General features: G+C 56.3%; 23 protein-coding genes. 5 read left to right on the top strand and 18 right to left on the bottom strand.

Annotated features, from left to right (window positions below):
* Window positions 1–43 precede the first annotated feature (43 nt).
* The 4 genes from glgC to asd form a co-directional block, all read right to left on the bottom strand.
* Window positions 44–1,336 carry a glucose-1-phosphate adenylyltransferase gene (gene glgC / locus HZZ01_RS17620; RefSeq protein ID WP_179898811.1) on the bottom strand — a complete coding sequence of 431 codons (1,293 nt, stop codon included), beginning with the start codon at window positions 1,334–1,336 and terminating at the stop codon, window positions 44–46.
* 10 nt (window positions 1,337–1,346) lie between these two features.
* On the bottom strand, window positions 1,347–3,329 hold the full coding sequence (glgX, locus tag HZZ01_RS17615; protein ID WP_179898810.1) for a glycogen debranching protein GlgX: 1,983 nt from the start codon (window positions 3,327–3,329) through the stop codon (window positions 1,347–1,349).
* On the bottom strand, window positions 3,326–5,509 hold the full coding sequence (gene glgB / locus HZZ01_RS17610; RefSeq protein ID WP_179898809.1) for a 1,4-alpha-glucan branching enzyme: 2,184 nt from the start codon (window positions 5,507–5,509) through the stop codon (window positions 3,326–3,328). Before glgB ends, glgX begins: the two co-directional genes overlap by 4 nt.
* Before the next feature lie 751 nt (window positions 5,510–6,260).
* On the bottom strand, window positions 6,261–7,370 hold the full coding sequence (gene asd, locus HZZ01_RS17605; RefSeq protein ID WP_179898808.1) for an aspartate-semialdehyde dehydrogenase: 1,110 nt from the start codon (window positions 7,368–7,370) through the stop codon (window positions 6,261–6,263).
* Between the two features lie 217 nt (window positions 7,371–7,587).
* On the opposite strand from asd, the gene HZZ01_RS17600 reads away from it, so the two are divergent.
* The 3 genes from HZZ01_RS17600 to HZZ01_RS17590 all read left to right on the top strand — a co-directional run bounded on the left by HZZ01_RS17600 (window position 7,588) and on the right by HZZ01_RS17590 (window position 9,102).
* Entirely contained in the window at window positions 7,588–8,181 is a 594-nt protein-coding gene (locus HZZ01_RS17600) for a YhgN family NAAT transporter (RefSeq protein WP_179898807.1), read from the top strand.
* Between the two features lie 181 nt (window positions 8,182–8,362).
* Entirely contained in the window at window positions 8,363–8,788 is a 426-nt protein-coding gene (locus HZZ01_RS17595; RefSeq protein ID WP_179898806.1) for a hypothetical protein, read from the top strand.
* Entirely contained in the window at window positions 8,785–9,102 is a 318-nt protein-coding gene (locus HZZ01_RS17590; protein ID WP_179898805.1) for a DUF805 domain-containing protein, read from the top strand. Before HZZ01_RS17595 ends, HZZ01_RS17590 begins: the two co-directional genes overlap by 4 nt.
* A gap of 24 nt (window positions 9,103–9,126) precedes the next feature.
* Here the strand turns inward: HZZ01_RS17590 and gntU are convergent, their stop codons facing one another.
* The 4 genes from gntU to HZZ01_RS17570 form a co-directional block, all read right to left on the bottom strand.
* On the bottom strand, window positions 9,127–10,467 hold the full coding sequence (gene gntU / locus HZZ01_RS17585) for a gluconate transporter (RefSeq protein ID WP_179898804.1): 1,341 nt from the start codon (window positions 10,465–10,467) through the stop codon (window positions 9,127–9,129).
* Window positions 10,468–10,469: 2 nt separating this feature from the next.
* Window positions 10,470–11,006 carry a gluconokinase gene (gntK, locus tag HZZ01_RS17580; RefSeq protein WP_179898803.1) on the bottom strand — a complete coding sequence of 179 codons (537 nt, stop codon included), beginning with the start codon at window positions 11,004–11,006 and terminating at the stop codon, window positions 10,470–10,472.
* A 140-nt stretch (window positions 11,007–11,146) separates the two neighbouring features.
* A complete protein-coding gene (gene gntR / locus HZZ01_RS17575) occupies window positions 11,147–12,142 on the bottom strand; it encodes a gluconate operon transcriptional repressor GntR (protein WP_179898802.1) in 996 nt (331 codons plus the stop codon).
* 102 nt (window positions 12,143–12,244) lie between these two features.
* The gene (locus HZZ01_RS17570; RefSeq protein ID WP_179898801.1) at window positions 12,245–12,940 is read right to left on the bottom strand and encodes a pirin family protein; all 696 of its coding nucleotides are present in this window, start codon (window positions 12,938–12,940) and stop codon (window positions 12,245–12,247) included.
* A 347-nt stretch (window positions 12,941–13,287) separates the two neighbouring features.
* Here HZZ01_RS17570 and HZZ01_RS17565 point away from each other — a divergent pair, with 347 nt between their 5' ends.
* Window positions 13,288–13,782 carry a GNAT family N-acetyltransferase gene (locus HZZ01_RS17565; protein ID WP_179898800.1) on the top strand — a complete coding sequence of 165 codons (495 nt, stop codon included), beginning with the start codon at window positions 13,288–13,290 and terminating at the stop codon, window positions 13,780–13,782.
* A gap of 248 nt (window positions 13,783–14,030) precedes the next feature.
* Here HZZ01_RS17565 and ggt read toward each other — a convergent pair whose 3' ends face one another.
* Window positions 14,031–15,776 carry a gamma-glutamyltransferase gene (gene ggt, locus HZZ01_RS17560; protein WP_370463499.1) on the bottom strand — a complete coding sequence of 582 codons (1,746 nt, stop codon included), beginning with the start codon at window positions 15,774–15,776 and terminating at the stop codon, window positions 14,031–14,033.
* A gap of 212 nt (window positions 15,777–15,988) precedes the next feature.
* Between ggt and HZZ01_RS17555 the strand changes: the two genes are divergently transcribed.
* Window positions 15,989–16,276: a DUF2756 domain-containing protein gene (locus tag HZZ01_RS17555; protein WP_179898798.1), complete on the top strand. Its 288-nt coding sequence runs from the start codon at window positions 15,989–15,991 to the stop codon at window positions 16,274–16,276.
* Here the strand turns inward: HZZ01_RS17555 and ugpQ are convergent.
* The 9 genes from ugpQ to livH form a co-directional block, all read right to left on the bottom strand.
* Window positions 16,273–17,016, bottom strand: coding sequence for a glycerophosphodiester phosphodiesterase (gene ugpQ, locus HZZ01_RS17550; RefSeq protein WP_179898797.1), 744 nt, complete (start codon window positions 17,014–17,016; stop codon window positions 16,273–16,275). The genes HZZ01_RS17555 and ugpQ overlap by 4 nt on opposite strands.
* The gene (locus tag HZZ01_RS17545) at window positions 17,013–18,086 is read right to left on the bottom strand and encodes a sn-glycerol-3-phosphate import ATP-binding protein UgpC (RefSeq protein WP_179898796.1); all 1,074 of its coding nucleotides are present in this window, start codon (window positions 18,084–18,086) and stop codon (window positions 17,013–17,015) included. The genes ugpQ and HZZ01_RS17545 overlap by 4 nt, the downstream gene beginning before the upstream one ends.
* A gap of 1 nt (window position 18,087) precedes the next feature.
* Window positions 18,088–18,933, bottom strand: coding sequence for a sn-glycerol-3-phosphate ABC transporter permease UgpE (gene ugpE / locus HZZ01_RS17540; RefSeq protein ID WP_179898795.1), 846 nt, complete (start codon window positions 18,931–18,933; stop codon window positions 18,088–18,090).
* Window positions 18,930–19,817 carry a sn-glycerol-3-phosphate ABC transporter permease UgpA gene (gene ugpA / locus HZZ01_RS17535; protein ID WP_179898794.1) on the bottom strand — a complete coding sequence of 296 codons (888 nt, stop codon included), beginning with the start codon at window positions 19,815–19,817 and terminating at the stop codon, window positions 18,930–18,932. The genes ugpE and ugpA overlap by 4 nt, the downstream gene beginning before the upstream one ends.
* Before the next feature lie 55 nt (window positions 19,818–19,872).
* The gene (gene ugpB / locus HZZ01_RS17530; RefSeq protein WP_179898793.1) at window positions 19,873–21,189 is read right to left on the bottom strand and encodes a sn-glycerol-3-phosphate ABC transporter substrate-binding protein UgpB; all 1,317 of its coding nucleotides are present in this window, start codon (window positions 21,187–21,189) and stop codon (window positions 19,873–19,875) included.
* A gap of 400 nt (window positions 21,190–21,589) precedes the next feature.
* The gene (gene livF / locus HZZ01_RS17525; RefSeq protein WP_008926291.1) at window positions 21,590–22,303 is read right to left on the bottom strand and encodes a high-affinity branched-chain amino acid ABC transporter ATP-binding protein LivF; all 714 of its coding nucleotides are present in this window, start codon (window positions 22,301–22,303) and stop codon (window positions 21,590–21,592) included.
* A gap of 1 nt (window position 22,304) precedes the next feature.
* Window positions 22,305–23,069 (bottom strand): high-affinity branched-chain amino acid ABC transporter ATP-binding protein LivG, encoded by a 765-nt coding sequence (gene livG / locus HZZ01_RS17520; RefSeq protein WP_179898792.1) that lies wholly within the window; start codon window positions 23,067–23,069, stop codon window positions 22,305–22,307.
* Entirely contained in the window at window positions 23,066–24,337 is a 1,272-nt protein-coding gene (locus HZZ01_RS17515; RefSeq protein ID WP_179898791.1) for a high-affinity branched-chain amino acid ABC transporter permease LivM, read from the bottom strand. The genes livG and HZZ01_RS17515 overlap by 4 nt, the downstream gene beginning before the upstream one ends.
* Window positions 24,334–25,260, bottom strand: a complete 927-nt coding sequence (gene livH, locus HZZ01_RS17510) for a high-affinity branched-chain amino acid ABC transporter permease LivH (RefSeq protein WP_009087789.1) — start codon at window positions 25,258–25,260, stop codon at window positions 24,334–24,336. Before livH ends, HZZ01_RS17515 begins: the two co-directional genes overlap by 4 nt.
* Window positions 25,261–25,280 lie beyond the last annotated feature (20 nt).

The following is a 25,280-nucleotide window of genomic DNA, read 5'->3' as shown; positions in this document are numbered from 1 at the left end:
CCGGCACGCTCCGCGTACCGATTGCGTAAGTTCCGCTTATCGCTTACTGCCCCGCTTTGGCCAATCTGGCCAGCATGGCGCGGGTAACCAGTACGATCCCTTCTTCCGAACGGTGAAACCGGCGACTGTCTTCATCGGGGTTTTCGCCGATAACCATGCCTTCCGGCAGTTCGCAGGCGCGATCAATCACGCAGCGACGCAGGCGACACGATCGGCCGACCACCACATCAGGCAGAAGGACGGTTGAATCAATATTGCAAAACGAGTTAATACGAACGCGCGGAAACAGCACCGAGTTGACCACGACCGAACCGGAGATGATGCAGCCGCCCGACACCAGGGAGTTCATGGTCATCCCGTGACTGCCGGAACGATCCTGAACAAATTTTGCTGGCGGCAGCGGCTCCATGTGAGTACGAATCGGCCAGGTGACGTCATACATATCCAGCTCTGGCATCACCGATGCCAGGTCGAGGTTGGCGCGCCAGTAGGCCTCCAGCGTCCCGACGTCACGCCAGTATGGCGGCGCGGTATCGTCGTTCTGTACGCAGGAGAGCGCAAAAGAGTGGGCATAGCCTTCGCCGCTTGCCACGATTTTCGGCAGGATATCTTTGCCGAAGTCATGGTTAGAGCCAGGCGTCTGCAGATCTTCCTCCAGTAACGCATAGAGATAGTCTGCGTTGAAAACGTAGATCCCCATGCTGGCGAGCGCCTGCGTATCATCACCCGGCATAGTGGGCGGCTTCGCAGGTTTTTCTACGAAGTCGATCACCATGTTCTCTTCATTCACCGCCATCACACCAAACGCCGTAGCTTCATGCACCGGCACCGGCAAACAGGCGATGGTACATTTCGCCTCGTTGACCACGTGATCCAGCAGCATGCGTGAATAATCCATCTTATAAATGTGGTCCCCGGCCAGGATCACGATGTACTGCGCCTGATAGCGGCGAATCACATCAAGGTTTTGCGTCACGGCATCTGCCGTACCGCGATACCACTGTTCGGTCGAAAAGCGCTGCTGCGCTGGCAGCAAATCAACAAACTCATTCATCTCTTCATTGAAGATCGACCAGCCACGCTGGATATGCTGAGTCAGGGTGTGGGACTGATACTGAGTAATGACGCCAATCCGACGGATACCGGAGTTGACGCAGTTCGAGAGGGCAAAGTCGATAATGCGGAACTTGCCGCCGAAATGCACCGCCGGTTTGGCTCGTTTGGCCGTTAAATCGACCAGGCGCGTGCCGCGTCCGCCGGCGAGGATCAGAGCAACCGTCTGTGTAGGGAGCTGGCGAGCCAGCATCAGGTGATCTGTTCTATCTAACTTAACCATGTCTGACTCCTTATGATTGCTTTTGGAACACGCACACACCGTGTGCGGGACCATGCCAGACAGTTAGCAGGATGGGGTTGTCGTCCCCGGCGAAAGGAGGAAGGGCACGCCATTCTCCGTCTGGTAACACGATGTCATTCACCGTATCCGTGGCGTTTATTGTTATTAACCAGCGGCCGGACAGCAGGATCTGCAATCTGTGCATCCCCTGAGCCCATTCATCGTGTTGCAGTGGCTGGCCACCGGCATTGAGCCACTGCACATTGCCGTCACCGTCCTGCCACCAGCGATCTGCGGTCAGCGCCGGAATGCGCTGGCGCAGAGCAATCAGTGCTGCGGTGAATCCGACTAATCCCTTCTCATCCGCCTGCCAGTCAAGCCAGCTCAGGACGTTGTCCTGACAGTAGGCGTTGTTGTTGCCGCGCTGGGTATGGCCGCGCTCATCGCCAGCCAGTAACATCGGCGTGCCCTGTGACAACAGCAGCGTGGTCAGCAGTGCCCGTACGCTGCGACGGCGCCGTTCAATCACGTCATAACTGACGTTCAGCCCCTCTTTGCCGTGATTGTGGCTGTAGTTATCGCCATGACCATCACGGTTATCTTCTCCGTTCGCTTCGTTGTGTTTGCGTTCGAAGCTCACCACATCCCACAGCGTAAAGCCGTCATGGGCGGTGATCAGGTTAACCGTGGCGTGGGGCGACCGGTCATCATGCTGGTAGAGATCGCTGGAGGCGGCAAAGCGGTGGACGAAGTCGCCGTTGCTTACGTCGCCGTGCAGCCAGTAACGACGCGCGGTGTCGCGAAACTGATCGTTCCATTCGGCAAACAGCGGCGGAAAACGGCCAACCTGATAGCCGTCAGGGCCGATATCCCAGGGTTCAGCAATGAGCTTGACCTGAGAAAGCAGCGGACAGGCGCGTACCGCCTCAAAAAAAGGCGCATCACGCTGATAATCGGGCGTGCGACCCAGCACGGGCGCAAGGTCAAAGCGGAAGCCGTCGACATGGCAGACCCGCACCCAGTAGCGCAGCGCCTCCAGGGCCCACGCCATCACCTGCGGATGGTGAATATTCAGCGTGTTGCCGCAACCGGTCCAGTTCTGATAATCGCCCTGCTCATCCAGCCAGTAATAGCTGGCATTGTCGATGCCGCGCATAGAGATCGTCGGGCCAGACTCGTCCAGTTCGGCGGTGTGGTTGAACACCACATCCAGCACCACTTCGATACCCGCAGCATGCAGATTTTTAACCGCCTGCTGAAACTCCTGCAGTGGCGTCACGCAAGGCTGACCGGAGGCGTAACGGGGATCCACTGCCCAGAGCGCAAAGGGGTTGTAGCCCCAGTAGTTACTCAGGCCGAGCTGCAACAGTCGCGGTTCGCTGGCGAAATGGGCCACCGGCAGCAGCTCAAGGGTGGTAATCCCCAGATTGCGCAGGTAATTCACCATAACAGGATGACCCAGCGCCGCGTAAGTCCCGCGCAGCGTTTCCGGAATTTCCGGATGTTGCTGCGTCAGGCCGCGCACGTGGGCTTCATAAATCACCGTGTTGCCCCATGGGGTTCGCGGTGCGACATCGCCCTGCCAGTCAAAATCTTCCGCGACTACCCGGGACGTCGGCGCAATTGCCGCGTTGTCATGCGGGTCGGGCTGCGCTTCGCCGCCATGAAACAAGGGATCATCAGGAACATCGCCTTCAACCGCGCGGGCGCAGGGGTCAACCAGCAGCTTCGCCGGATTAAAACGGTGTCCCTGCTTCGGCGCCCAGGGGCCATGCACCCGGTAGCCGTAGCGCTGTCCCGGTTTTAACGCCGGAACATAACCATGCCAGATATCCCCACTGCGGCCAGGCAGGTCAAGACGCTGTTCTGCACCCTGCTCATCAAACAGGCAGAGCTCTACGCGCTCTGCATGCTGAGAAAAGAGGGTGAAGTTAACGCCTTTGCCATCGTAGCTGGCACCAAGCGGTTCGGGATCGCCGGCAGTGATTGTCATTCAGCCTCCCGCACCAGCCATACTGTTGCCAGCGGCGGAAGATTGAGACTCAGCGACTGCGGTCGTCCGTGGCTCTCCTGCTCATCGGTATGCACCCGATTGTTGCGCACGTCGCTGCCATGATATTCATGCTGATCGGTGTTCAGCACTTCACGCCAGTAGCCTGGCTGATTGACGCCAAAGCGATAACCCGGACGCGGCACCGGAGTAAAGTTACTGACCACGATCACTTCGTTGCCTTCACGGTCACGACGCACAAAGGCGAACACGGAGTGCTCTGCATCGTTTACCACCAGCCACTCAAAACCTGCCGGATCGAAGTCGAGCTGATGCAGCGGCGTGTAATACTGATAGGTGTGGTTGAGATCGCGCACCAGACGGTGAACGCCATTGTGCCAGTTGTCTTCCCCTTCCAGCAGATGCCAGTCAAGGCTGACGTCGTGGTTCCACTCGCGTCCCTGGGCGAATTCGTTACCCATAAACAGCAGTTTCTTGCCCGGGAAGCCCCACATCCAGCCGTAGTAGGCACGCAGGTTGGCAAACTTCTGCCAGGCGTCGCCCGGCATACGATCGAGAATCGAGCGCTTACCGTGCACCACTTCGTCATGCGACAGCGGCAGCACAAAGTTTTCGGTGTAGTTGTACATCATGCCGAAGCTCATCAGGTCATGATGATGCTTGCGATAGATGGGATCGACCTTCATGTAGTCGAGCGTGTCGTGCATCCAGCCCAGATTCCATTTGAACCAGAAGCCCAGCCCGCCGCCTTCCGTCGGACGCGTCACACCAGGATAGTCCGTAGACTCTTCGGCCATCGTCACTGAACCGGAGGCTACGGTGCCGAGCGTGCGGTTGGTGTAACGCAGAAACTCAATCGCTTCAAGGTTCTCACGGCCACCGTACTGATTCGGCACCCACTCTCCTTCACTGCGGCTGTAATCGCGGTAGATCATCGACGCTACCGCATCCACGCGCAGACCATCAATGCCAAAGCGCTCGGTCCAGTAGAGCGCATTGCCTGACAGATAGTTGCTCACTTCGCGGCGGCCAAAGTTATAGATCAGGGTGTTCCAGTCCTGATGGAAGCCTTCGCGCGGATCGCTATGTTCATAGAGTTCGGTGCCGTCGTACTTCGCCAGACCGAAATCGTCGCTGGGGAAATGGCCCGGCACCCAGTCGAGCAACACGTTGAGGCCTGCTTCATGAGCGGCGTCAATGAAGGTGCGGAACTCGTCACGGGTACCAAAACGACGGGTCGGGGCATACATGCCCAGTGGCTGATAGCCCCAGCTGCCATCAAACGGATGTTCATTGATCGGCAGCAGTTCGATATGGGTAAAGCCCATCTCTTTGACGTAGGGCACCAGCTGTTCTGCCAGTTCTTTGTAGCTCAGCCAGAAGTTGTTGTCGGTGTGACGACGCCAGGAGCCCAGGTGGACTTCATAGATCGAAATCGGTGCGTCGAAGGCATTGGCGGCCTTGCGCTCCTCTTTCATCTCAACCGGCTCTGGCAGACCACAAATCATCGACGCCGTTTGCGGACGCATCTGTGCCTCAAAGGCGTATGGGTCGGCTTTGATGCGCAGTTCACCATTGGCATCAATGATTTCATATTTGTAGAGCTGCCCGTTGACCGCACCCGGCACAAACAGCTCCCAGATACCCAGCTCCTGACGCAGACGCATCGGATGACGGCGGCCATCCCAGAAGTTGAAATCGCCAACCACTGAAACGCGACGGGCATTGGGTGCCCAGACGCAGAAGCGGGTACCAAAGACGCCATCAATGACGTCGCCGTGTGCGCCCAGCGTCTCATAAGGGCGCAGGTGTGTGCCTTCCGCCAGCAGCCACAGATCCATCTCCTGCAGCAGCGGGCCGAAACGATAGGCATCATCGACGAGGTTTTGCTGGCCATGCCAGTTGACCGCCAGCTGATAGCGGAACGGGTTTTTACGGCGTGGAATGACGCCACTGAAGAAGCCGCGTGCATCTTCGCACATCAGCTGAGCCAGTTTGCGCCCGGTGGAGGTTTCAATGACCCACACTTCCAGCGCTTCGGGGAGCAAAGCCCTGACTTCGAGGCCTTGCTGAGTTCGGTGCATCCCTAGTAACGAAAAAGGGTCAGCATAATTGCCCGCAAAAAGGGCATTGATCGCATCGCGATCGGGAAGCTCTGACATGACTTTCTTCCTGTGATAATTGGCAGCCGAAATGAACGCAACATAACCTGTCGCGAGTCACCTGCGCTGCTCTTCATTGAGCCATACGTACAACGACAAAGAAGTCAGGCCATTCCGTGGGAAAAGTGTTTTTGCCGTGTACCACAACCATTTAATCCGGAAAGCACAAGAGTTACCTGTGGCACATCATGGTTAAATCATAGCTTGGTCACGGGAGTTGCCACGGACTTAAGCAAAATATTCTTCATTGAACGGCAAAAAAGGGAATCTGATCACTTAGTAAGCGAAACGGCAGATTGTTTCGTGTACGGCAAAGATGAAAAAGCCGGATAAAGTGATGATTATTTTCATTTAAGCTGCCCGGAACGCCCTGACTGATGAAACAACATTTTTACCGTATCTAAACGGTAGCTCTGCCGCCGCTCCCGGTCAGACGCCAGGCGCGATGCGTGCAGACGACAGTTAAGAAAAGCTACCTGATAACGTGTTGTAAAGCGACGGTTAACGACATGTTTCTGATATGGGCAGCATGGGTTCATAAACAGGGTAAGACGTGAACCTGCTTCCAGTCAGCGCTGTAATGTCTGTAAACCCTGTGTTTAATGAATTTCACGCCTGTACGCACAACAAAAAAGCCCGTAACCATCAGGAATGATTACGGGCTTTAACAGAGCAACCAGGCGGTTAACCGATCATCTGTATCACCGGAGCGGCATTGATCATCAATCCGCCCTGTGGCGATGTTTGCTGGTTAGTTGGTTAACAACCGCAGCATCCGACGCAGCGGTTCGGCTGCGCCCCATAACAGCTGGTCGCCTACCGTGAAGGCAGAAAGATATTCCGGCCCCATGTTCAGTTTACGCAGGCGGCCAACCGGGGTGGTCAGCGTGCCAGTCACAGCGGCAGGGGTCAGTTCACGCATCGTCAGCTCGCGGTCATTCGGCACCACTTTGACCCACTCATTGTGAGAGGCCAGCAGCTGCTCGATTTCAGCCAGCGGCAGGTCGCGTTTCAGCTTCAGCGTAAAGGCCTGGCTGTGGCAGCGCAGCGCACCGACGCGCACACACAATCCGTCAACCGGGATGACCTTAGAAGTGGCGAGGATCTTGTTGGTCTCTGCCTGGCCCTTCCACTCTTCGCGGCTCTGGCCGTTATCCAGCTGCTTATCAATCCACGGAATCAGGCTGCCTGCCAGCGGTACGCCGAAGTTATCGGTCGGTAAGGTGCCAGAACGGGTAAAGTCGGTCACGCTACGCTCAATGTCGAGGATGGCGGAAGCCGGGTTCTGCAGCGCTGGGGCAACGTGATCGTGCAGCATGCCCATCTGGGTCAGCAGTTCGCGCATGTGGCGCGCACCGCCGCCAGAGGCTGCCTGATAGGTGGCAACCGAGGCCCACTCCACCAGATCCTGCGCAAACAGGCCGCCCAGTGACATCAGCATCAGGCTGACAGTACAGTTACCCCCGACAAAGGTTTTGATGCCACGGTCGATGCCCTGGCGAATGACAGCATGGTTAACCGGATCGAGGATGATGATGGCATCTTCTTTCATGCGCAGCGTGGAGGCCGCATCAATCCAGTATCCCTGCCAGCCGCTGTCGCGCAGCTTAGGATAGACGTCACTGGTGTAGTCGCCGCCCTGGCAGGTAATAATGATATCCAGCGCGCGCAGCGCCTCAATATCAAACGCATCCTGCAATGTGCCCTGCTGTTTGCCCGCAAACGCGGGTGCCGCCTGACCATGCTGCGACGTCGAGAAGAAGACCGGATTGATTGCATCAAAATCACGCTCTTCACTCATGCGGGACATCAGCACTGAGCCGACCATGCCGCGCCAACCAACAAAACCTACATTCTTCATGTCGTGTCCGTCTAAGGCAGTTACACCTGCTTTTCATTTCAGAGGAGAGAGCGGCGTGCTATTTTCACGCCGCTCTGCGTAATAATAAGATTTACCTGTGTCCCCTCACTCTACAAAATGCAGGCCGGGTAGCAAGTGAATTAATTCGATTACGCTAACTTTTTCAGCAGCGTAACTAATAACGCTGCTTTTTCGCGAACAACATGGCGCAAAACCGATGACTGAAATGATTTCGGCGACAATATTATTGTTGTTAATTATGGATCCGCTGGGCAATCTGCCGATTTTTATGTCGGTTTTAAAGCATCTGGAGCCGAAACGGCGGCGGGTTGTGCTAATGCGCGAAATGTTGATCGCGCTGATCATCATGCTGCTGTTCCTGTTTACTGGCGAACGCATCCTGGCGTTTTTAAATCTGCGCACCGAAACCGTGTCGATTTCCGGCGGGATTATCCTGTTTCTGATTGCCATCAAGATGATTTTTCCGTCGGCTGAAAGCAGCAGTTCCGGCTTACCGGCGGGTGAAGAGCCCTTCCTGGTACCGCTGGCGATTCCACTGGTCGCCGGGCCATCGCTGCTAGCGACGCTGATGCTGCTGTCACATCAGTATCCGCATCAGATGTCGCATCTGGTCGGCGCACTGTTGATCGCCTGGGGCGTGACGGTTGGCATTCTGCTGATGTCAGGACTGTTCCTGCGTCTGCTGGGTGATAAGGGTGTGAATGCGCTAGAGCGACTGATGGGATTGATACTGATTATGCTGGCCACCCAGATGTTCCTGGATGGCATTCGGGCTTATCTGAAGCTGTAAGTACAATTTTGCCGTTTACCCTGAAAGGCCGGCAGACAGCCACATTAATTCAGCCGTTTTATCAGAGCGTTACGGCATTGAAATGAACAATAGTATTATATAGTTTTGTAAAAAAAGAGATTTCTATGGCGGGCAGTATCGAAAATCAGATGCAGCGTCTGAAAATCTGGAAGGAAACGCAATGAGGTTGTTATTACCCTTTTTTTTCGGCGCGCTCTATCTGATAACAGGTTACTTCTCTCTTCAGGAAGTCCTGCAGTATGCCATCAGCGGCCATTCAGGGGTGATCACAGATATGCGCAGTTATCTGGTTGCTCCACTACTCTGCGCGTTGCTCTGGCTGCTGGTTTATCTGGCAGCCTGGTGGGCGTTCAGAAAAATTGCCTTCCTGTCCGTGGCTAAAGAAACAGCCTTTCAGGCGCTGTTTTTTCTGGCAAATATACTCTGTTTAGCTGGCCTGACCGTACTATCCTTCTCGGGCCAGAAAGCGGCGCTGAATGACGCGCAGCTGATGCAGGTTGACGTCACTGATTTTGCCTGGGTTTACTTAGTTGCCTCCGCCATTACGCTGGTTGTTTTTGCTTTGATAAGAAGAAAATGGGCATGAACAGTCTGCTGCAGATTATCAAAAGCTGTCTGCTGCGCACGTTTAACTATCAAGGGCGTGAAGGAAGGACGCGCTATTTTATTTTCCTGCTGTTCCAGCTGGCCTGGTTCTGCAGTTATCTGCAATGGTTTACCGGGCCACTGCGTGAAATAGGCTTAATCGCGCTGCTGCTGTTTATTTTGCCTGTTTTTTCCTGCGCGGTAAGAAGAATAAATGACGCTGGCTATTCGTCCGGCGTCATTATTCTTTTGATAGTTGCGCCTTATCTGCTGTTCCCTTTTTTACTCTTCCCCCGCTCGCGGGAAAAGACCTGACGGGCATATAACCCGTCGGGTTGGTCAGGAAAGCAGTTCGAAAGCAATCATACCTGTGATAGCCCCGGTAGTACCAAGAATGGTCTCCATCAGCGTCCAGGTCTTCAGCGTTTCCGCTTCGCTGGCCCCGGTGAAACGACCAAACAGCCAGAAACCGGCATCATTCACATGGCTGATAATGATAGAGCCACCGCCGATGCAGATCGACAGTGCCGCCAGCTGGGCACCGCTATAGTGCAGCGGCTCAATCACCGGCATGATTAAGCCCACAGTGGTCAGACAGGCGACCGTGGCCGATCCCTGAATCACCCGCACCGCACCCGACAGAATAAAGCAGGCCAGCGCAATGGGCAGTCCTGCGCCGGTCAGCGCATTACCCAGCACCGGACCGACGCCAGAATCTACCAGTACCTGCTTAAACACCCCGCCCGCACCAATCACCAGCAGGATAATTCCGGCCGGTTGCAGCGCGCTGCCGCACACCTGCATCACCCGCTCTTTATCCATGCCCTGACGGTAAGCCAGGCCATAAATCGCCACCAGCAACGCCAGCAGGATCGCAGTGAAAGGATGGCCGATAAATTCGAGCCACTCGTAAAGCGTGGTGCCTTCGGTTGTAAAGCGTGCGCCGATGGTTTTCAGGCCGACCAGCACCAGTGGAAACAGAATCAGTGAGAGGCTGAAACCAAATGACGGCAGCTTGCTCTCATCAACATCCGGTTGATGATCTTCCGGTGGCGCGCTGAAGGTGACGTGGTTGCCGATGAAATTGCCAAACAGAGGCCCGGCAATCAGCATGCCGGGGATTGCCGCGCAGAGACCCAGCAGGATCATCCAGCCAAAGTCCGCATGCATCTGCGAGGCCAGCAGCATTGGGGCCGGTCCGGGCAACAGGAAGGCCGCCGACGCCGCAACGCCTGCAAACAGCGGGATCACCAGCTTCACCAGATTGCCGCCGGTTCGCCGCGCCACCGCAAACGCAATGCTGATTAACAGCACCACAGCAACCTCAAAGAAGAGCGGCAGCGCGCAGATCAGACCGGCAATGCCCATCGCATAATGGGCGCGGCTCTGACCAAAGGTTTTCAGCATCCGTATAGCGATCTGATCCACGGCGCCGGTTTCATGCAGGATTTTGCCGAACATTGCGCCCAGCGCGACCACAATGGCGAGGAAGCCGAGCGTACCGCCCATCCCCTTCTGCATCGTTTCAGCGATTTTGTTCAGTGGCATGCCGGAAAACAGGCCGGCACCGATGGAGACTAACATCAGCGCGACGAAGGCGTGCATGCGCGCCTTCATCACCAGAAAAAGCAGCAGCAGGACGGAGCCTGCTGCGGTCAAAACGAGTGTTGCGGTATTCATCTCTAATCCTGGCTGATAGCGTCCTGGATAGTCGCAACCGTAGCCGCCACCACGTCGTCGAGTGAATGCGCGATATCCACGACCAGGACATCCGACTCATCACTGGCCGGCTCTTGCAGCGTGGCAAACTGGGTGACCAGCATCTGCGGCTTAAAGAAGTGCCCTTTACGCGCTTTCAGGCGGGCTTCAATAGTGTCGAAATCGCCTTTCAGGTAGACGAAACGCAGGTTGTCATTTCCCTGACGCAGAATGTCGCGATAACTTTTCTTCAGGGCTGAACAGACAATGATTGAAATCGCCTGAGTGCGCTGCATGGCAAAGGCGGCATCGTTCAGCGCCTGTAACCACGGCTGGCGATCGCTGTCATCCAGCGGATGACCATCGGCCATCTTCAGAATGTTGGCGCGGGGATGAAGAAAATCACCGTCAAGAAAGGCCGTATTGAGCTGGTGAGAAACCTGGTTGGCGACGGCAGACTTTCCGCTGCCTGAAACGCCCATCAGGATAAAGACGTGATGTGACGGGGATTGCGTTGTCATTTTTCTGCTCCGGCAGGTGAGAATTTGCCAATGTTACCGATAACAATGGCGTCTCTCATTCTCCTGGCCGGTTAACAGCCTGGCAACCTTTTTACCAGGAAAAGCACGAAAGTGTGAGCTGACTCATAAAAACAACACAATCAGATGCTGCCACCTTCACTGATCTCAAAACCGACATCCCGCAGCTTATTATCACTGCTTTCACCGGCGATTCGCGCCAGTAATAGTGCTGCCGCTTCACGTCCCATGCGGTCACGTGGTGTCAGCACCGTTGCCAGTTGTGGCGTCACCACCTGGCTGATGTCATGCCCGTGAAAACCAGCAATCGCCATCTGGGTGGGCACCTGCAATCCCTGGCGCTGGCACTCAAACATTGCGCCGACCGCCAGATCGTCATTGGTGCAGAACAGGCTATCCGTTTCAGGATAGAGACGTTGCGCCTCACGCAGCAAATCACCACCGGCGCTGAATGAAGAAGCCTCTTCCATCATCACGCTGCGCGGCGTCAGCCCCGCTTCACACATCGCGATTTCATAACCCTGTTGCTTCTGCAGCGTACGTTCATCAAGACGTGCGCCAAGGTAGACGGTGTGACGATGGCCTTTGCTGAGGATAGCCCGCGTCATCTGCCGGGCCGCTTCGACGTTATCAAAGCCGACCGCCATATCCAGGCAGGGTGTGACGCTGTCCATCATCTCTATCACCGGAATCCCGGCCACTTCCAGCATACGTAGCGTGCCTGGCGTATGGGTGCGTTCAGTGAGGATCACGCCATCAATGTTCCAGCCCAGCAGCGAGCGCAGTTGCAGCTCCTCTTTTTGTGGGTTGTAGCCAAAGTGGGCGACCAGCGTCTGATAGTTGGCTTCGTCGGTGACAGCTTCAATGCCGCGCAGGACATCGGCAAAAACCTGGTTGGTGAGTGACGGCAACAGCACGCCGATGGCGCGACTGGTGGCGTTAGAAAGCATATCGGGGGCGCGATTAGGGATATAACCCAGCTCATCCAGTGCCACTGCAATCTTGTCCCGCAGAGCAACAGAGACCTGCTCAGGATTACGCAGGTAACGGCTGACGGTCATTTTTGTAATGCCGACGCGATCGGCAACGTCCTGTAATACCGGTCTTTTCTTCTTCATCGTAGCGCCTGGGATCGCCCTGAAAGCTAAAGTACGATGAGTCTATCACTTTTCTGTCACAAAATTGCCAACCGGGCGCGACGATGCGCGCCCGTTATCGGCTTAGACCGGTGGCAGATCAAACAGCAGGACTTCTGCAGCCGAGCTGGCTTCAATTGTCAGCGCGCTTTCATCCCAGATCGCCAGGGCATCGCTGGTGGTGATCGCGTTGCCGTTAACGGTCACATCACCTTTCACCACCTGAATCCAGATACGACGTCCTGCATCAATTGCGACGCTGTCCTGCTCACCGGCAGCCAGTACCCAGCGTGATAAGGTCATGTCCTGATAAACTTTCAGCGATCCTTCACGTGCATCCGGGCTTAACACCAGCTGACGCCCTTTAATATCCGGGAAGCGGCGCTGATCGTAACGTGGCTCAATGCCGGTACGCTCAGGAATGATCCAGATCTGATAGAGGTGCAGCGGATCGCTTTCGCTGGCATTGTATTCTGAGTGACGGACGCCGGTGCCGGCGCTCATGATCTGGAACTCCCCTGCCGGGATCTGCTCTTTGTTTCCCATGCTGTCCTGATGCTCAACCGTGCCGGAAAGCACGTAGGTCAGGATTTCCATATCTTTATGGGGATGGGTGCCAAACCCCTGACCGCCATCGATCACATCTTCATTGATGACCCGCAGCGCGGAGAAACCCATGAAGTTCGCATCGTGATAGCTGGCGAAAGAGAAGGTGTGCCAGCTATCCAGCCAGCCATGGTTTGCGTGACCGCGTTCTTCAGCTTTGCGTACGTAGATCATGTTCAAATCTCCTCAATGTTTTTTATAGTGTGTCTCTGAGGTGGTTTGATTGATAGCTGAAAAACTTCACTCCTCTGTTCAAAATAGTTGAATGAGCGTGAACCCGTGACTGAAAAGCATTGAAGGAGAGGAGGCAAAAAAAAGCCAGCGGATAAGCTGGCGAAATAATACTGGAAGCAATGTGAGCAATGTCGTGCTTTCTCAGGCTGTCAGGCGACCTCCCGGGAACGCATAGCAATAATAATCATTATCATTCGTATCTGTAAAGCCTTTTCCCTGTTTTTTAGCTTGATTCTCAGGGTGAATACCTTGATGTTTAAAAGGTTTTATCGGCTAAAGGAGAGACCATGAGTGAAATCGTTGTCCGTCACGTCACGCCAGAAGATGCTGCTGCGCTGCACAGAATTTACGGTCAGCCAGATACCCAGGCCAGCACACTCCATTTGCCCCACTCATCACTCCAGATGTGGCATACCCGTCTCGCCACACCTCAGCCCAATGCGCATCTGCTGGTGGCCTGTATTGATGAGGAGGTCGTCGGTCAGTGTGCTTTGCATGTGGAAGATCGCGCCAGACGCCGTCACGTCGCCTCTCTGGGAATGGGCGTGGATGAACGCTACCGGCAGCGAGGCGTCGGCACTGCACTCATGCGTGAAATGGTCATGTTATGCGACAACTGGTTACAGGTGAGCCGGATGGAGCTGACGGTATTCGTCGATAATGGCCCGGCCATCGCCCTTTATCAGCGTTTCGGTTTTGAGATTGAGGGAACGGCTAAAGGCTTCGCACTACGTCACGGTGAACTGATCGACGCGCATTATATGGCGCGGGTTAAAGCCTGATATCTGAGCGTCAGAAGGATACTTCCCGGTGCCCTTCTGACTGATAACACATCCAAAGTACGGTGAAACTGGCAGCAACGTATTAGCCTGACGCGCAGGGAACACGGGCAGAAGAGGAAAGCGTCCCGCGCCAGGGACGGCGCGGGCCGAGTAGTCAGGGATGACGCTTTTGCGTCTTTCCGATCTGACCGTGTTCCCTGAGCAAGTTCGGGCTCACAACGAGTCAGTTCTGACTTTATCCTCAGATATCAATAACCCGCACTTAAATCATCAATACTGCGCGGATCGGAAGCGCCATAGAGCATGCCATCCGGCCCGATCATGATGCTCTGCGTACTGCCCATCGATGGCAGTACCTTCACATGCTGACCTTTGGCTTCCAGCAGACGAAGCGTATCCGGACTGAAGCCCTTCTCCACCCGCAGCTGATCCGGCAACCACTGATGATGGAAGCGCGGTGCATTGGTGGCTTCCGCAACGTTCATCCCAAAATCAATGCTGTTCACCACCATCTGAAGCACCGTGGTGATAATGCGGCTACCGCCAGGACTGCCAGTTACCAGCCAGGTTTTGCCTCCTTTAGCGACGATAGTCGGCGACATTGATGACAACGGACGTTTCGCTGGCTGCACCGCATTCGCTTCCCCGCCGACCAGCCCATAGACATTTGGCGTGCCTGGCTTGGCTGAGAAGTCATCCATTTCGTTATTCATCAGGATGCCGCTGTTGCCCGCCACAATCCCGCTGCCGAAATAGGTGTTAAGCGTATAGGTCACCGCGACCGCATTGCCCTGCTTATCCACCACCGAGAAATGAGTCGTCTGATTACTTTCATAAGGTTCGAGCTTGCCGGGCTTGATCTCGCTGGAAGGGCGCGCCTTCGCCACATCGATGTGCTGCGCCAGCGATCTGGCATACGCTTTACTGGTCAGCGCCTGCCACGGCACCTTCACGAAATCGGGGTCGCCGAGATACTCCGAGCGATCCGCATAAGCATATTTTTCCGCTTCCGCCATCACCTGCATAGCGTCAGCGCTGCCAAAGCCCATCTTCGCCAGATCAAAGTTCTCCAGGATATTGAGGATCTGCACGATGTGGATACCACCGGATGACGGAGGTGGCATCGAGAAAACTTCATAACCACGGTAAGTCCCGCTGACGGGCTTACGCTCGACCGCACGATAGGCCGCCAGGTCAGCTTTGTTGATCAGACCACCGTGTTGCGCCATCTCTCCGGCGATCTCATCCGCGATTTCACCTTTGTAAAAGGCATCCGGTCCCTGACGGGCAATCAGTTGCAGGCTGTGGGCCAGGTTTTTCTGCACCAGCCGATCGCCCTTCTGCCACGGCGTGCCGTCCGGTTTATAGAAGATCGCTTTGCTGTTGGGATGGGTGACCAGTACTTCTTTGCCGTAAGTTTTTAAATCATCCGCCAGCGCATCGTTGACCGGAATACCGTCACGCGCCAGTTTGATCGCCGGTGCCAGCAGAGTGCTCAGCGGCAGGGTGCCATATTTCTGCGCAGCCAGCGCCAGTCCGGCCACCGTGCCCGGCGTACCGGAGGCAAGATGTGATGTCAGCGACAGCTTACTGTCGGCATTGCCCTGCTTATCCAGGAACATATCGCGCGAGGCATGGCCCGGTGCCATTTCACGGAAATCGATGGCAGTCGCGCGGCCAGACGCGGTGCGCAACAGCATAAAGCCGCCGCCGCCCAGGTTGCCTGCCTGCGGATGGGTCACGGCCAGCGCAAAACCCACAGCGACCGCGGCATCCACCGCATTCCCGCCCTGACGCAGGATTTCAACGCCCACCTGGGTTGCCATCGCATCCACCGATGCCACCATACCGTGCTGCGCTTTTACCGGGTGAAAAGTATCACTGTCTACGCCGTAGGAGACCGGCGGAGCCTGAACAGGAGCAGCGTTAGCACCTGCCACCACCGTGAAACTCATCACCAGCGACCAGCTAAGCTGACGCATTGTTTGCTGCATTTTCATCCTGCCACCATCCCGTATTGTTATTTACATTTTTTTATCATTTCTGCAAGTCTCTACAAATACAGCAAAATAATCAGGGTTAAGTCAAATCAGGAATACATCTGAAAGTAAGGTCTGTGATATCGGGTAAACTTATGAGTGCGACCCTGATATCGGTGTGCGCCGTTGTGCACCCAAAACCCTGTCGCGTTAAGGAAGGAGGAGAGATGAAAAAGTGGATAATTGTTTTAGCCGCCCTGCTGCCTTTCGCCAGCCAGGCGAACACGCTGAACAGCACCAACGATCCGAACAAACCTGGCTATAACCCGAGTCAGCAGCGGATGCAGTCGCAGATGCAGACCGGCCAGCAGCAGCAACAGCTCAAGCTGCGCCAGGATCAGCAGCGTCAGACGCAGGACATGCAGCGTAAAATGCAGGAACAGCGGAACAGCGCCCAGCAGCGGGTGATTACCTCGCAGCCGGGCCAGCCGAATCAGAATCAAAACCAGAACTAATGAAAATCGGGGCCAATGATGTCGATGCTGTCGGTACAGATGGCATCGACGCCCCACTTCAGTAACTCCCGCGCCCGATCCGGGCTGTTCACGGTATAAACCAGAATCTTCAGTCCGCCGGCTTTCAGTTCGGCGACCCGCTCGGCGGTCAGCACTTTGTGATTGAGATGGATCGACACGCACCCCAGCGCGGTTGTTTTTTCCTGCCACGCGGGATCCCAGCTGTGCGAAAGCAGGCCACGTGGCAGCTGCGGCTCGACCTGCATCGCCGCTTCCAGCGCGTCAAAAGAGAACGAAGAGAGCAACGGTGCAGTCTGATCCTGCCACAGGATCGCGGCAGCCTGCGCTACGGCACGTCCGGTTTCAGCGTCACTGCCGGTGGTCGGCTTGATCTCAATGTTCGCCATCATCTGATGCTGACGACAGCGTGCCGCCACCTCATCCAGCCGCGCCAGCTTCTCGCCGGTAAATGCGTGACCAAACCAGCTGCCCGCATCAAGCTGCGACAGCTTCTCCCACGGCAACTGACCCGCCACGCCCCAGCCGTTACTGGTGCGATCCAGCGTATCGTCATGCAGCAGGAAGATCTGCGCATCCATTGATAATTTGGCATCAAACTCAATCATCTGATGACCATATTTCGCGCCCGTGTCGATCGCGGCCAGCGTGTTTTCCGGTGCCAGTTTACCGCCGCCACGATGGGCGACGATGCGGGGATAGGGCCAGTGTTGTGTGCTCATTCCAGTCGCTTTCCATGGGTTGAATCAAAGAAGTGTAACGCATCTGATGGCAGATGCAGCCACAGCGTACTGCCAGGCTGCGGTCGTTCGCTGTGCGCTAAGCGTACCACCAGTGGCGTGTCACCGATGCGGCCATGTGCCAGATTATCGGCTCCCAGCATCTCCAGGGTATCGACCCGCAGCGGCACACCACCCTGCTCGCGGCTGCTGAGCTGAATATGCTCTGGCCGGATGCCCAGCACCACCGGCCGGTTAGCCCATTTCGCTTTACTGTCGCTGAGCGGCAGGGCATGCGAGGCATCGAGGTTAAAGCGCGAGCCATCGCTGCTGAACTGCCCTTTCAGCAGGTTCATGGCGGGCGCGCCGATAAACGAGGCCACAAACTGGCTGGCCGGACGTTCATATACGTCGACCGGCGTGCCGAGCTGTTCGACCACGCCTTTGTTCATCACCATCACTCTTTGCGCCAGCGTCATCGCCTCGACCTGATCGTGCGTCACATAGAGGCTGGTAGTCTGCAGGCGGCGGTGCAGCTGTTGCAGCTCCAGACGCATCTGCACACGCAGGCGGGCATCGAGATTCGATAGCGGCTCATCGAACAGAAACACTGCCGGTTCACGCACGATAGCGCGTCCCATCGCCACGCGCTGACGCTGTCCGCCGGAGAGTTCGCGAGGCCGACGCATCAGCAGGTGATCCAGCTCCAGACTGCGGGCCGCGTCGAGCACGCGCTGGCGGATTTGCTCTTTGCCCATCCCGCGGATTTTCAGGCCATAGGCCATGTTCTCCTCCACCGACATATGGGGATAGAGCGCATAGTTCTGGAACACCATCGCAATGCCGCGATCTTTCGGCTCTTCCTGGGTGACGCGGCGGTTGTCGATATAGATATCACCAGAGGTGACGCACTCCAGTCCGGCCACCATGCGCAGCAGGGTCGATTTTCCGCAGCCAGATGGCCCGACCATCACCATAAACTCGCCTTCATTGATGGTGACGTTCAGCGGCTGAATGATCTGATTTTTGCCATCGTAGGACTTGGTTACTGCCTGAAGGGTTACGCCTGCCATCTTATTTCTCACTCTCAACCAGACCGCGCACAAAGGCACGCTGCATGACTAATACCACCACCAGCGGCGGAATCAGGGTTAATAACATTGCCGCCATCACTTCGTTCCATTGGGTCGGCGATCCGCTGGTGGAGATCATACTTTTGATCCCCGCCACCGCCGTGCCGAGGCTGGCATCATTGATGATCAGCAGTGGCCAGAGATACTGGTTCCAGCCGTAGATAAAGGTGATCACAAACAGCGCCGCCAGATTGGTTTTCGACAGCGGCAGAACGATGTCGATAAAGAAGCGCATTGCGCTGGCACCGTCGATGCGCGCGGCTTCCACCAGTTCATCCGGCAGCGACATAAAGAACTGACGGAACAGGAAAGTTGCGGTCGCCGAGGCCATCAGCGGCAGGGTTAATCCGCTGTAGCTGTCGAGCAGATTAAGGTCGGCTATCACCTGCACCGTGGGGAAGATACGCACCTCAACCGGCAGCATCAGGGTGATGAAAATCAGCCAGAAAAAGAGCGACCGTAGCGGAAAACGGAACCAGACCAGCGCAAACGCCGACAGCATCGATACGGTAATTTTGCCGAAGGTGATACCCAGCGCCATGATCATGCTGTTAAACAGCATCAGGCCAAACGCCGGTCCGCTGCCGTTGACGCCATGCGTCCAGATGCGCGAGATGTTCTCCCAGAGGTGCGTGCCGGGCACCAGCGTCATCGGCACCTGATAGACCGCCTCGTTATCCAGCGTCGCCGCCACAAAGGCGACATAGAGCGGAAACAGAATAGTGAGCACGCCCAGCACCAGCACAATGTGGCTGAAGATATCCAGTCCGCGTCGATTCTCAATCATTGGTATTGCACCTTACGTTCAACAAAGCGGAACTGGAGCACCGTCAACCCAATCACCAGCAGCATCAGCACTACCGACTGCGCCGCGGACGAGGAGAGATCCAGCCCGGTAAAGCCTTCGCGATAGATTTTATAGATCAGCGTAGTGGTCGCCTGCACCGGCCCGCCGCCGGTTGCAGCATCGATCACCGGGAAGGTATCGAAGAAGGCGTAGATCAGGTTCACCACCAGCAGGAAGAAGCTGACCGGCGTAATCAGCGGCAGTGAGAGGTTGAAGAAACGACGCACCGGTCCGGCACCGTCAATCGCGGCGGCTTCCACCAGCGATTTGGGGATAGACTGCAATGCGGCGAAGAAGAACAGGAAGTTGTAGCTCATCTGCTGCCAGATCGATGCCAGCACCACCAGGAACATCGCCTGACCGCTGTTCTGCGCGTAGTTCCAGTTGTAGCCGACGTGGTTCAGCAGGTAGCTGAACAGGCCCAGGCCAGGGTTAAACAGAAACATCCACAGCACCGCAGCTACCACGGGCGCAACGGCGTAGGGCAGCAGCAGCAGGGTCTGATAGAGGCGGCGCAGTCGCACCACATAATCTACCAGCGCTGCCAGCAGTAGCGACAAGACCATGCCGAACACCGTAACCATGCCGCTGAATTTGATGGTGGTCCAGAACGAATCCAGATAGTAAGGATCGGCAAACAGCCGTCTGAAGTTTTCCAGCCCGACAAAGCTGCTGGAGATGCCAAAAGGATCGAGGCTTTGCAGCGAGTACCACAGCGCTTCACCGGCAGGCCAGAGAAAGAAGATAGCGGTAATCAGCAGTTGCGGCAGCACCAGAAGATAGGGCAACAGGCTGGTGCGAAAGACCGGACGAGATGAAGACATGGCGTACCTGACGTCAGAAAAGAGGGGCCAGCCTGCGCTGGCCCGCAAGAGGAGATTACTTCACCTGCTGCTGGAAGCGGCGCAGCAGCTCGTTGCCGCGTTTCACTGCGTTATCCATCGCGTTTTGCGGTGACTGTTTGCCGGTCCAGACGCTTTCCAGCTCTTCGTCGATCACGGTACGAATCTGCGGCATGTTGCCCAGACGCATCCCTTTGGTGAACGGCAATGGCGGCTTGTTCATCATCTGGCGGGTGGCGATATCCGCACCCGGATTCTTATCGTAGAAGCCCTGCTGTTTCGTCAGCGCGTAGGCGGCGGTAGTAATCGGCAGATAGCCGGTTTTCTGGTGCCATTCCGCAGCGATTTCCGGTTTAGCCAGGAACTGCATGAACTCGGCCACGCCTTTGTAGGTTGCCGCATCTTTGCCTTTCATCACCCACAGGCTGGCACCGCCGATCAGGGCGTTCTGCGGCGCATCTGGCACGGTGTCGTCATACGGCATCATGCCAACGCCGAAGTTGAATTTGGCATAGTGACGGATATCAGCCAGCGAACCGGATGAGGCGGTGGTGATACCACAGTCGCCGTTGTAGAACTTGGCGGTGGATTCATCTTTGCGGCCAAAGTAGGTGAAGTCCCCTTTCTTGTTCATCGCTTCCAGCAGTTCGATATGACGAACCAGTACCGGCTTGTTGAACTCCAGCACCGCATCAAGCCCGTCAAATCCGTTGTTTTCAGTCGCGACCGGCAGAGCATGCCAGGCGCTGAAGTTTTCAATCTGGATCCAGCCCTGCCAGCCGCTGGCGTAGCCACAGCTCATACCCGATTTACGCAGTGCGGCGGCATCCGTCGCCAGCTCCTGCCAGGTTTTAGGCGGCTGGTCCGGGTTCAGACCCGCTTTCTTAAAGGCATCTTTGTTGTAATAGAGTACCGGCGTTGAGCTGTTGAACGGCTGAGAGATCAACTGACCTTTGCTGTCGCTGTAGTAGCCCGCCACCGTTGGCACGAACTGTTTTTCATCGAAAGGAATTCCGGCGTCTTTAAAAACCTGATGCACCGGCACAATCGCTTTTGAGGCCATCATGGTCGCCGTACCGACTTCGTAGACCTGCAGTACGGCTGGCGCCTTGCCGCTGCGCACTGCCGCAATCCCTGCTGCCAGGCTCTGCTCGTAGTTACCTTTGTAGGTCGGAACAATTTTGTAATCGGGATGCGTCTCGTTAAAACGCTGTGCCAGCGAATCCACTTCTTTGCCAAGCTCGCCTTCCATGGAGTGCCAGAAAGGGATCTCAGTGGCGGCCATGGCATGGCTGCTGAGCGTCAGACCGAGCAGCGCGCTCATCAGGCTACGACGAAAGGTAACGACGGACATAGAATTTTCCTGTGCAGGTAAATACGCGTGAAATCACGGATTTCTGTTTCGCGAAGTAACATGACACGGGGAAATGACGGATTAATAACAACCAGATGACAGCCAGATGACAGGCGAAAGAGAGGAAAAGAGGACGCAGACAGCGCGGCGGCAAAACGCCCACGCTGCCCGTTTTTAGTTACATAAATGGCAGATCGATGAGGAAGTGAAAACGTGCGATGCGGGTTTTCACTTCACTCAAACGCTAATTACGGTTCTATCATCACTGATATTCAAGACCGTCGGCGGCGCAGGCAGGTTGCGGGCGGACAGCGCGCAGCCACCGGAGCGTACACATAGTACGTGAGGATGGCGAGCACTGCCCAACCCGAACCTGGCAAGTAAGCCAGGCCGTGCCCCATCAGGCTCCGAGGTACGCGCTGCGGACGGCTTCGTTGGAGAGTAGCGCTGCACCGGTGTCTTCAAGCACCACATGCCCGTTCTCCAGCACATAGCCCCGATCCGCCAGCTTCAGCGCCTGATTCGCATTCTGCTCTACCAGGAAAATCGTCATCCCCTCGCTGCGCAGCTGCTCAATGGTATCGAAAATCTGCTGAATGATGATCGGTGCCAGTCCCAGCGACGGTTCATCCAGCAGCAGCAGGCGCGGCTGGCTCATCAGCGCACGGCCAATCGCCAGCATCTGCTGTTCGCCACCTGACATGGTTCCGGCGCGCTGGATTTTACGCTCTTCCAGACGCGGAAAAAGTTCATATACGCGCTTAATCCGCGTCAGATAGTCCGGTCGGCTGGCAAAAAAGCCGCCCATCGCCAGGTTCTCTTCCACCGTCATACGCGAGAATACCCGCCGTCCCTCTGGCACGATGGCAATCGCTTCACGCATGATGCGCGCCGTTTGCCAGTCGGTAATGGCTTTGCCATCAAAGGTAATGGTGCCTTGGGTCGCGCGCGGCTCGCCGCAGAGCGTGCCCAGCAGCGTGGTTTTTCCGGCTCCGTTAGCGCCAATCAGGGTAACGATTTCGCCCTGATTGATATAGAGGCTGACGTTGTGCAGCGCCTGAATTTTGCCGTAGTGGGCACTGACGTTCTCAATGGTTAACATCGCATTTGCCATCTCAGGCCTCTCCTAAATAGGCACGAATGACATCCGGGTTATTACGAATCTCCTCCGGCGTTCCGTTAGCCAGCGGCGTTCCCTGATTGACCACGTATATACGATCAGAAATGCCCATCACCAGCTTCATATCATGTTCAATCAGCAGCACCGACACCTTGTGTTCACCACGCAGTTCCGCAATCAGCGCGTCCAGCTCGTGCGTCTCTTTGGGATTAAGGCCCGCCGCCGGTTCATCCAGCATCAGGATCTCCGGGCGCGTCACCATGCAGCGCGCAATCTCCAGCCGACGCTGCTGACCATAGGCCAGATTGCCTGCCTGCCGGTTAGCCAGATCCAGCAGACCGACCCGCTCCAGCCAGGTCGCCGCACGATCCAGCGCCTCGCTCTCACTGCGGCGAAACGCCGGCGTTTTCAGTAAACCGGAAAAGACACCACTTTTCAGGTGCTGATGCTGCGCCACCAGCAGGTTCTCAATCACTGTCATCTCACGGAACAGACGCACGTGCTGGAAAGTGCGCACGATGCCCATCCGCGCAATCTTCTGGCCCGGCAAGCCTTCCAGATGCTGCTCACGTAACTTAATCGTGCCGCCGGTGGGCTTGTAAAAGCCGGTCAGGCAGTTGAACACGGTGGTTTTACCAGCACCGTTGGGGCCAATCAGCGAAACGATCTCCTGCGGACGCAGCTCAAGCGCCACATTGTTCACGGCTAACAGACCGCCGAAGCGCATCATCAGGCCTTCAACGGCTAATAAAGGCTTCATGCCTGCTCTCCTTTTTTAGCGGTTCTGAGCTTCAGATGCGGACGCTTCATTGGCAACAATCCCTGCGGACGCCAGATCATCATCAGCACCATCAGACCACCCAGCACCAGCATGCTGTACTCATTAAGATCGCGCATCAGCTCGCGTGACACCACCAGCAGAATGGCCGCCAGAATCACCGCAAATTGCGAGCCCATCCCGCCCAGAACCACAATCGCCAGTACAAAGGCGGATTCGACAAAGGTAAAGGATTCCGGGCTGACAAAGCCCTGACGCGCCGCGAAGAGGCTGCCGGCAAAGCCCGCAAACGCGGCACTGATGGTAAAGGCAGTCAGCTTAATGCGGGTCGGGCTAAGGCCCAGTGAACGGCAGGCAATCTCATCTTCGCGCAGCGCTTCCCAGGCCCGGCCCAGCGGCATACGCAGCAGCCGGTTAATCACGAACAGGGTCAGCACCACCAGCAGCAGCGCCACCAGGTAGAGAAAGATAATGCGGTCGCTGGGATCATACTTCAGCCCAAAGAAGTTGTGGAAGGTATCCCAGCCGCCTTCACGTGGCGTACGGCCAAACTCCAGACCAAACAGCGTCGGTTTCGGGATCTGGCTGATGCCATTCGGTCCGCCGGTCAGGGCAGTGTTGTTCAGCAGCAGAATACGCACGATTTCACCGAAGCCTAGCGTCACAATCGCCAGATAATCACCGCGCAGTCGCAGCACCGGGAAGCCCAGCAGCAGACCAAACAGTGCGGCCACCATGCCGGAAAGCGGCAGGCACTGCCAGAAACCGAGACCGTAATAGTGGTTCAGCAGCGCAAAGGTGTAAGCACCAATGGCGTAGAAGCCGCCATAACCCAGCACCAGCAGGCCAGAGAGTCCGACGACGACGTTTAAGCCCAGACCGAGCATCACGTAGATCAGCGTCATAGTAGCGATATCGACGGTGCCGCGTGATACCAGGAATGGCCAGGCAATCGCGGCGATAATCATCACCGCCATCACCAGCTTCTGCTTCGGCGTCGAACCATCCAGACCCGGTAACACCAGCGCCGGGCCGGAAATTTTCTTCAGGCCGCTTTGCCATACCGGGCGAAGCAGCTGGAACAGGAACACCACCGCACAGCCTGCAGCGATCCAGTTCCATCGCACACTACCGGCGTTCTGAACCACCAGATTGGTGCCGTCCAGATTCAGGCGTAGCCCCATAAAGAAGGTGGCGAGCACCAGTAGCATCACTGAGGAGATCAGGGCGTTGATAAAGGAAGTCTTCATACTTTTTCGACCTCCGGGCGGCCCAGAATCCCGGTTGGCATCACCAGCAGCACCACAATCAGCAGAGCAAACGAGACCACATCTTTATATTCTGTGCTGAGATACGCCGAAGTCAGCGCTTCAGCAATGCCCAGCACCAGGCCGCCAATCATCGCCCCCGGAATACTGCCAATCCCGCCCAGCACGGCGGCGGTGAAGGCTTTCATGCCCGCCATAAAGCCGATGAAGGGGTTGATCGAACCATAGAACTGGCCCAGCAGCACGCCTGCGACCGCCGCCATCGCGGCACCGATCACAAAGGTCAGCGAGATCACACGGTCGGTGTTTATTCCCAGCAGGCTGGCCATTTTCAGATCTTCAGCGCAGGCGCGACAGGCCCGTCCCATGCGGGAATAGCGGATAAAGGTGGTCAGCGCCAGCATCGCCAGGAACGTCACCACCCAGATCACAATCTGCATGGTGGAGATAGTGGCGGCAAAACCGTTGCTCTCGCCTACCGTCCACTGTCCGGTGATCAGGCTCGGCAGCGCCAGGTCGCGTGAGCCCTGCGTCAGGCTGACGTAGTTTTGCAGGAATATCGACATCCCGATGGCGGAGATCAGCGCAATCAGGCGCTTGGATGAACGCACAGGCCGGTAGGCGACGCGCTCAATGCTCCAGCCATAGGCGCTGGAGATAATGACGGCCATCACAAAGCCGGCTGCAATCATCAGCCAGGTGGTGTCGATGCCCATCATCATCAGGGCAGCAATGACGATAAAGGAGACGTAGCTACCGATCATGTAGACCTCGCCGTGGGCGAAGTTGATCATGCCGATAATGCCGTAAACCATGGTGTAACCGATGGCGATCAGCGCGTAGGTGCTACCCAGGGTCACACCGTTAAACATCTGCTGAATAAAATAGAGGAACTGCTCGGACATACCTTGACCCTTACTTAACC

This window comes from Pantoea sp. WMus005, from assembly GCF_013415305.1.
Classification (GTDB): Bacteria; Pseudomonadota; Gammaproteobacteria; order Enterobacterales; family Enterobacteriaceae; genus Pantoea; species Pantoea rara.
Note: the sequence above shows the minus strand (reverse complement) of the source record. Positions and strands in the feature narration are given on the sequence as shown.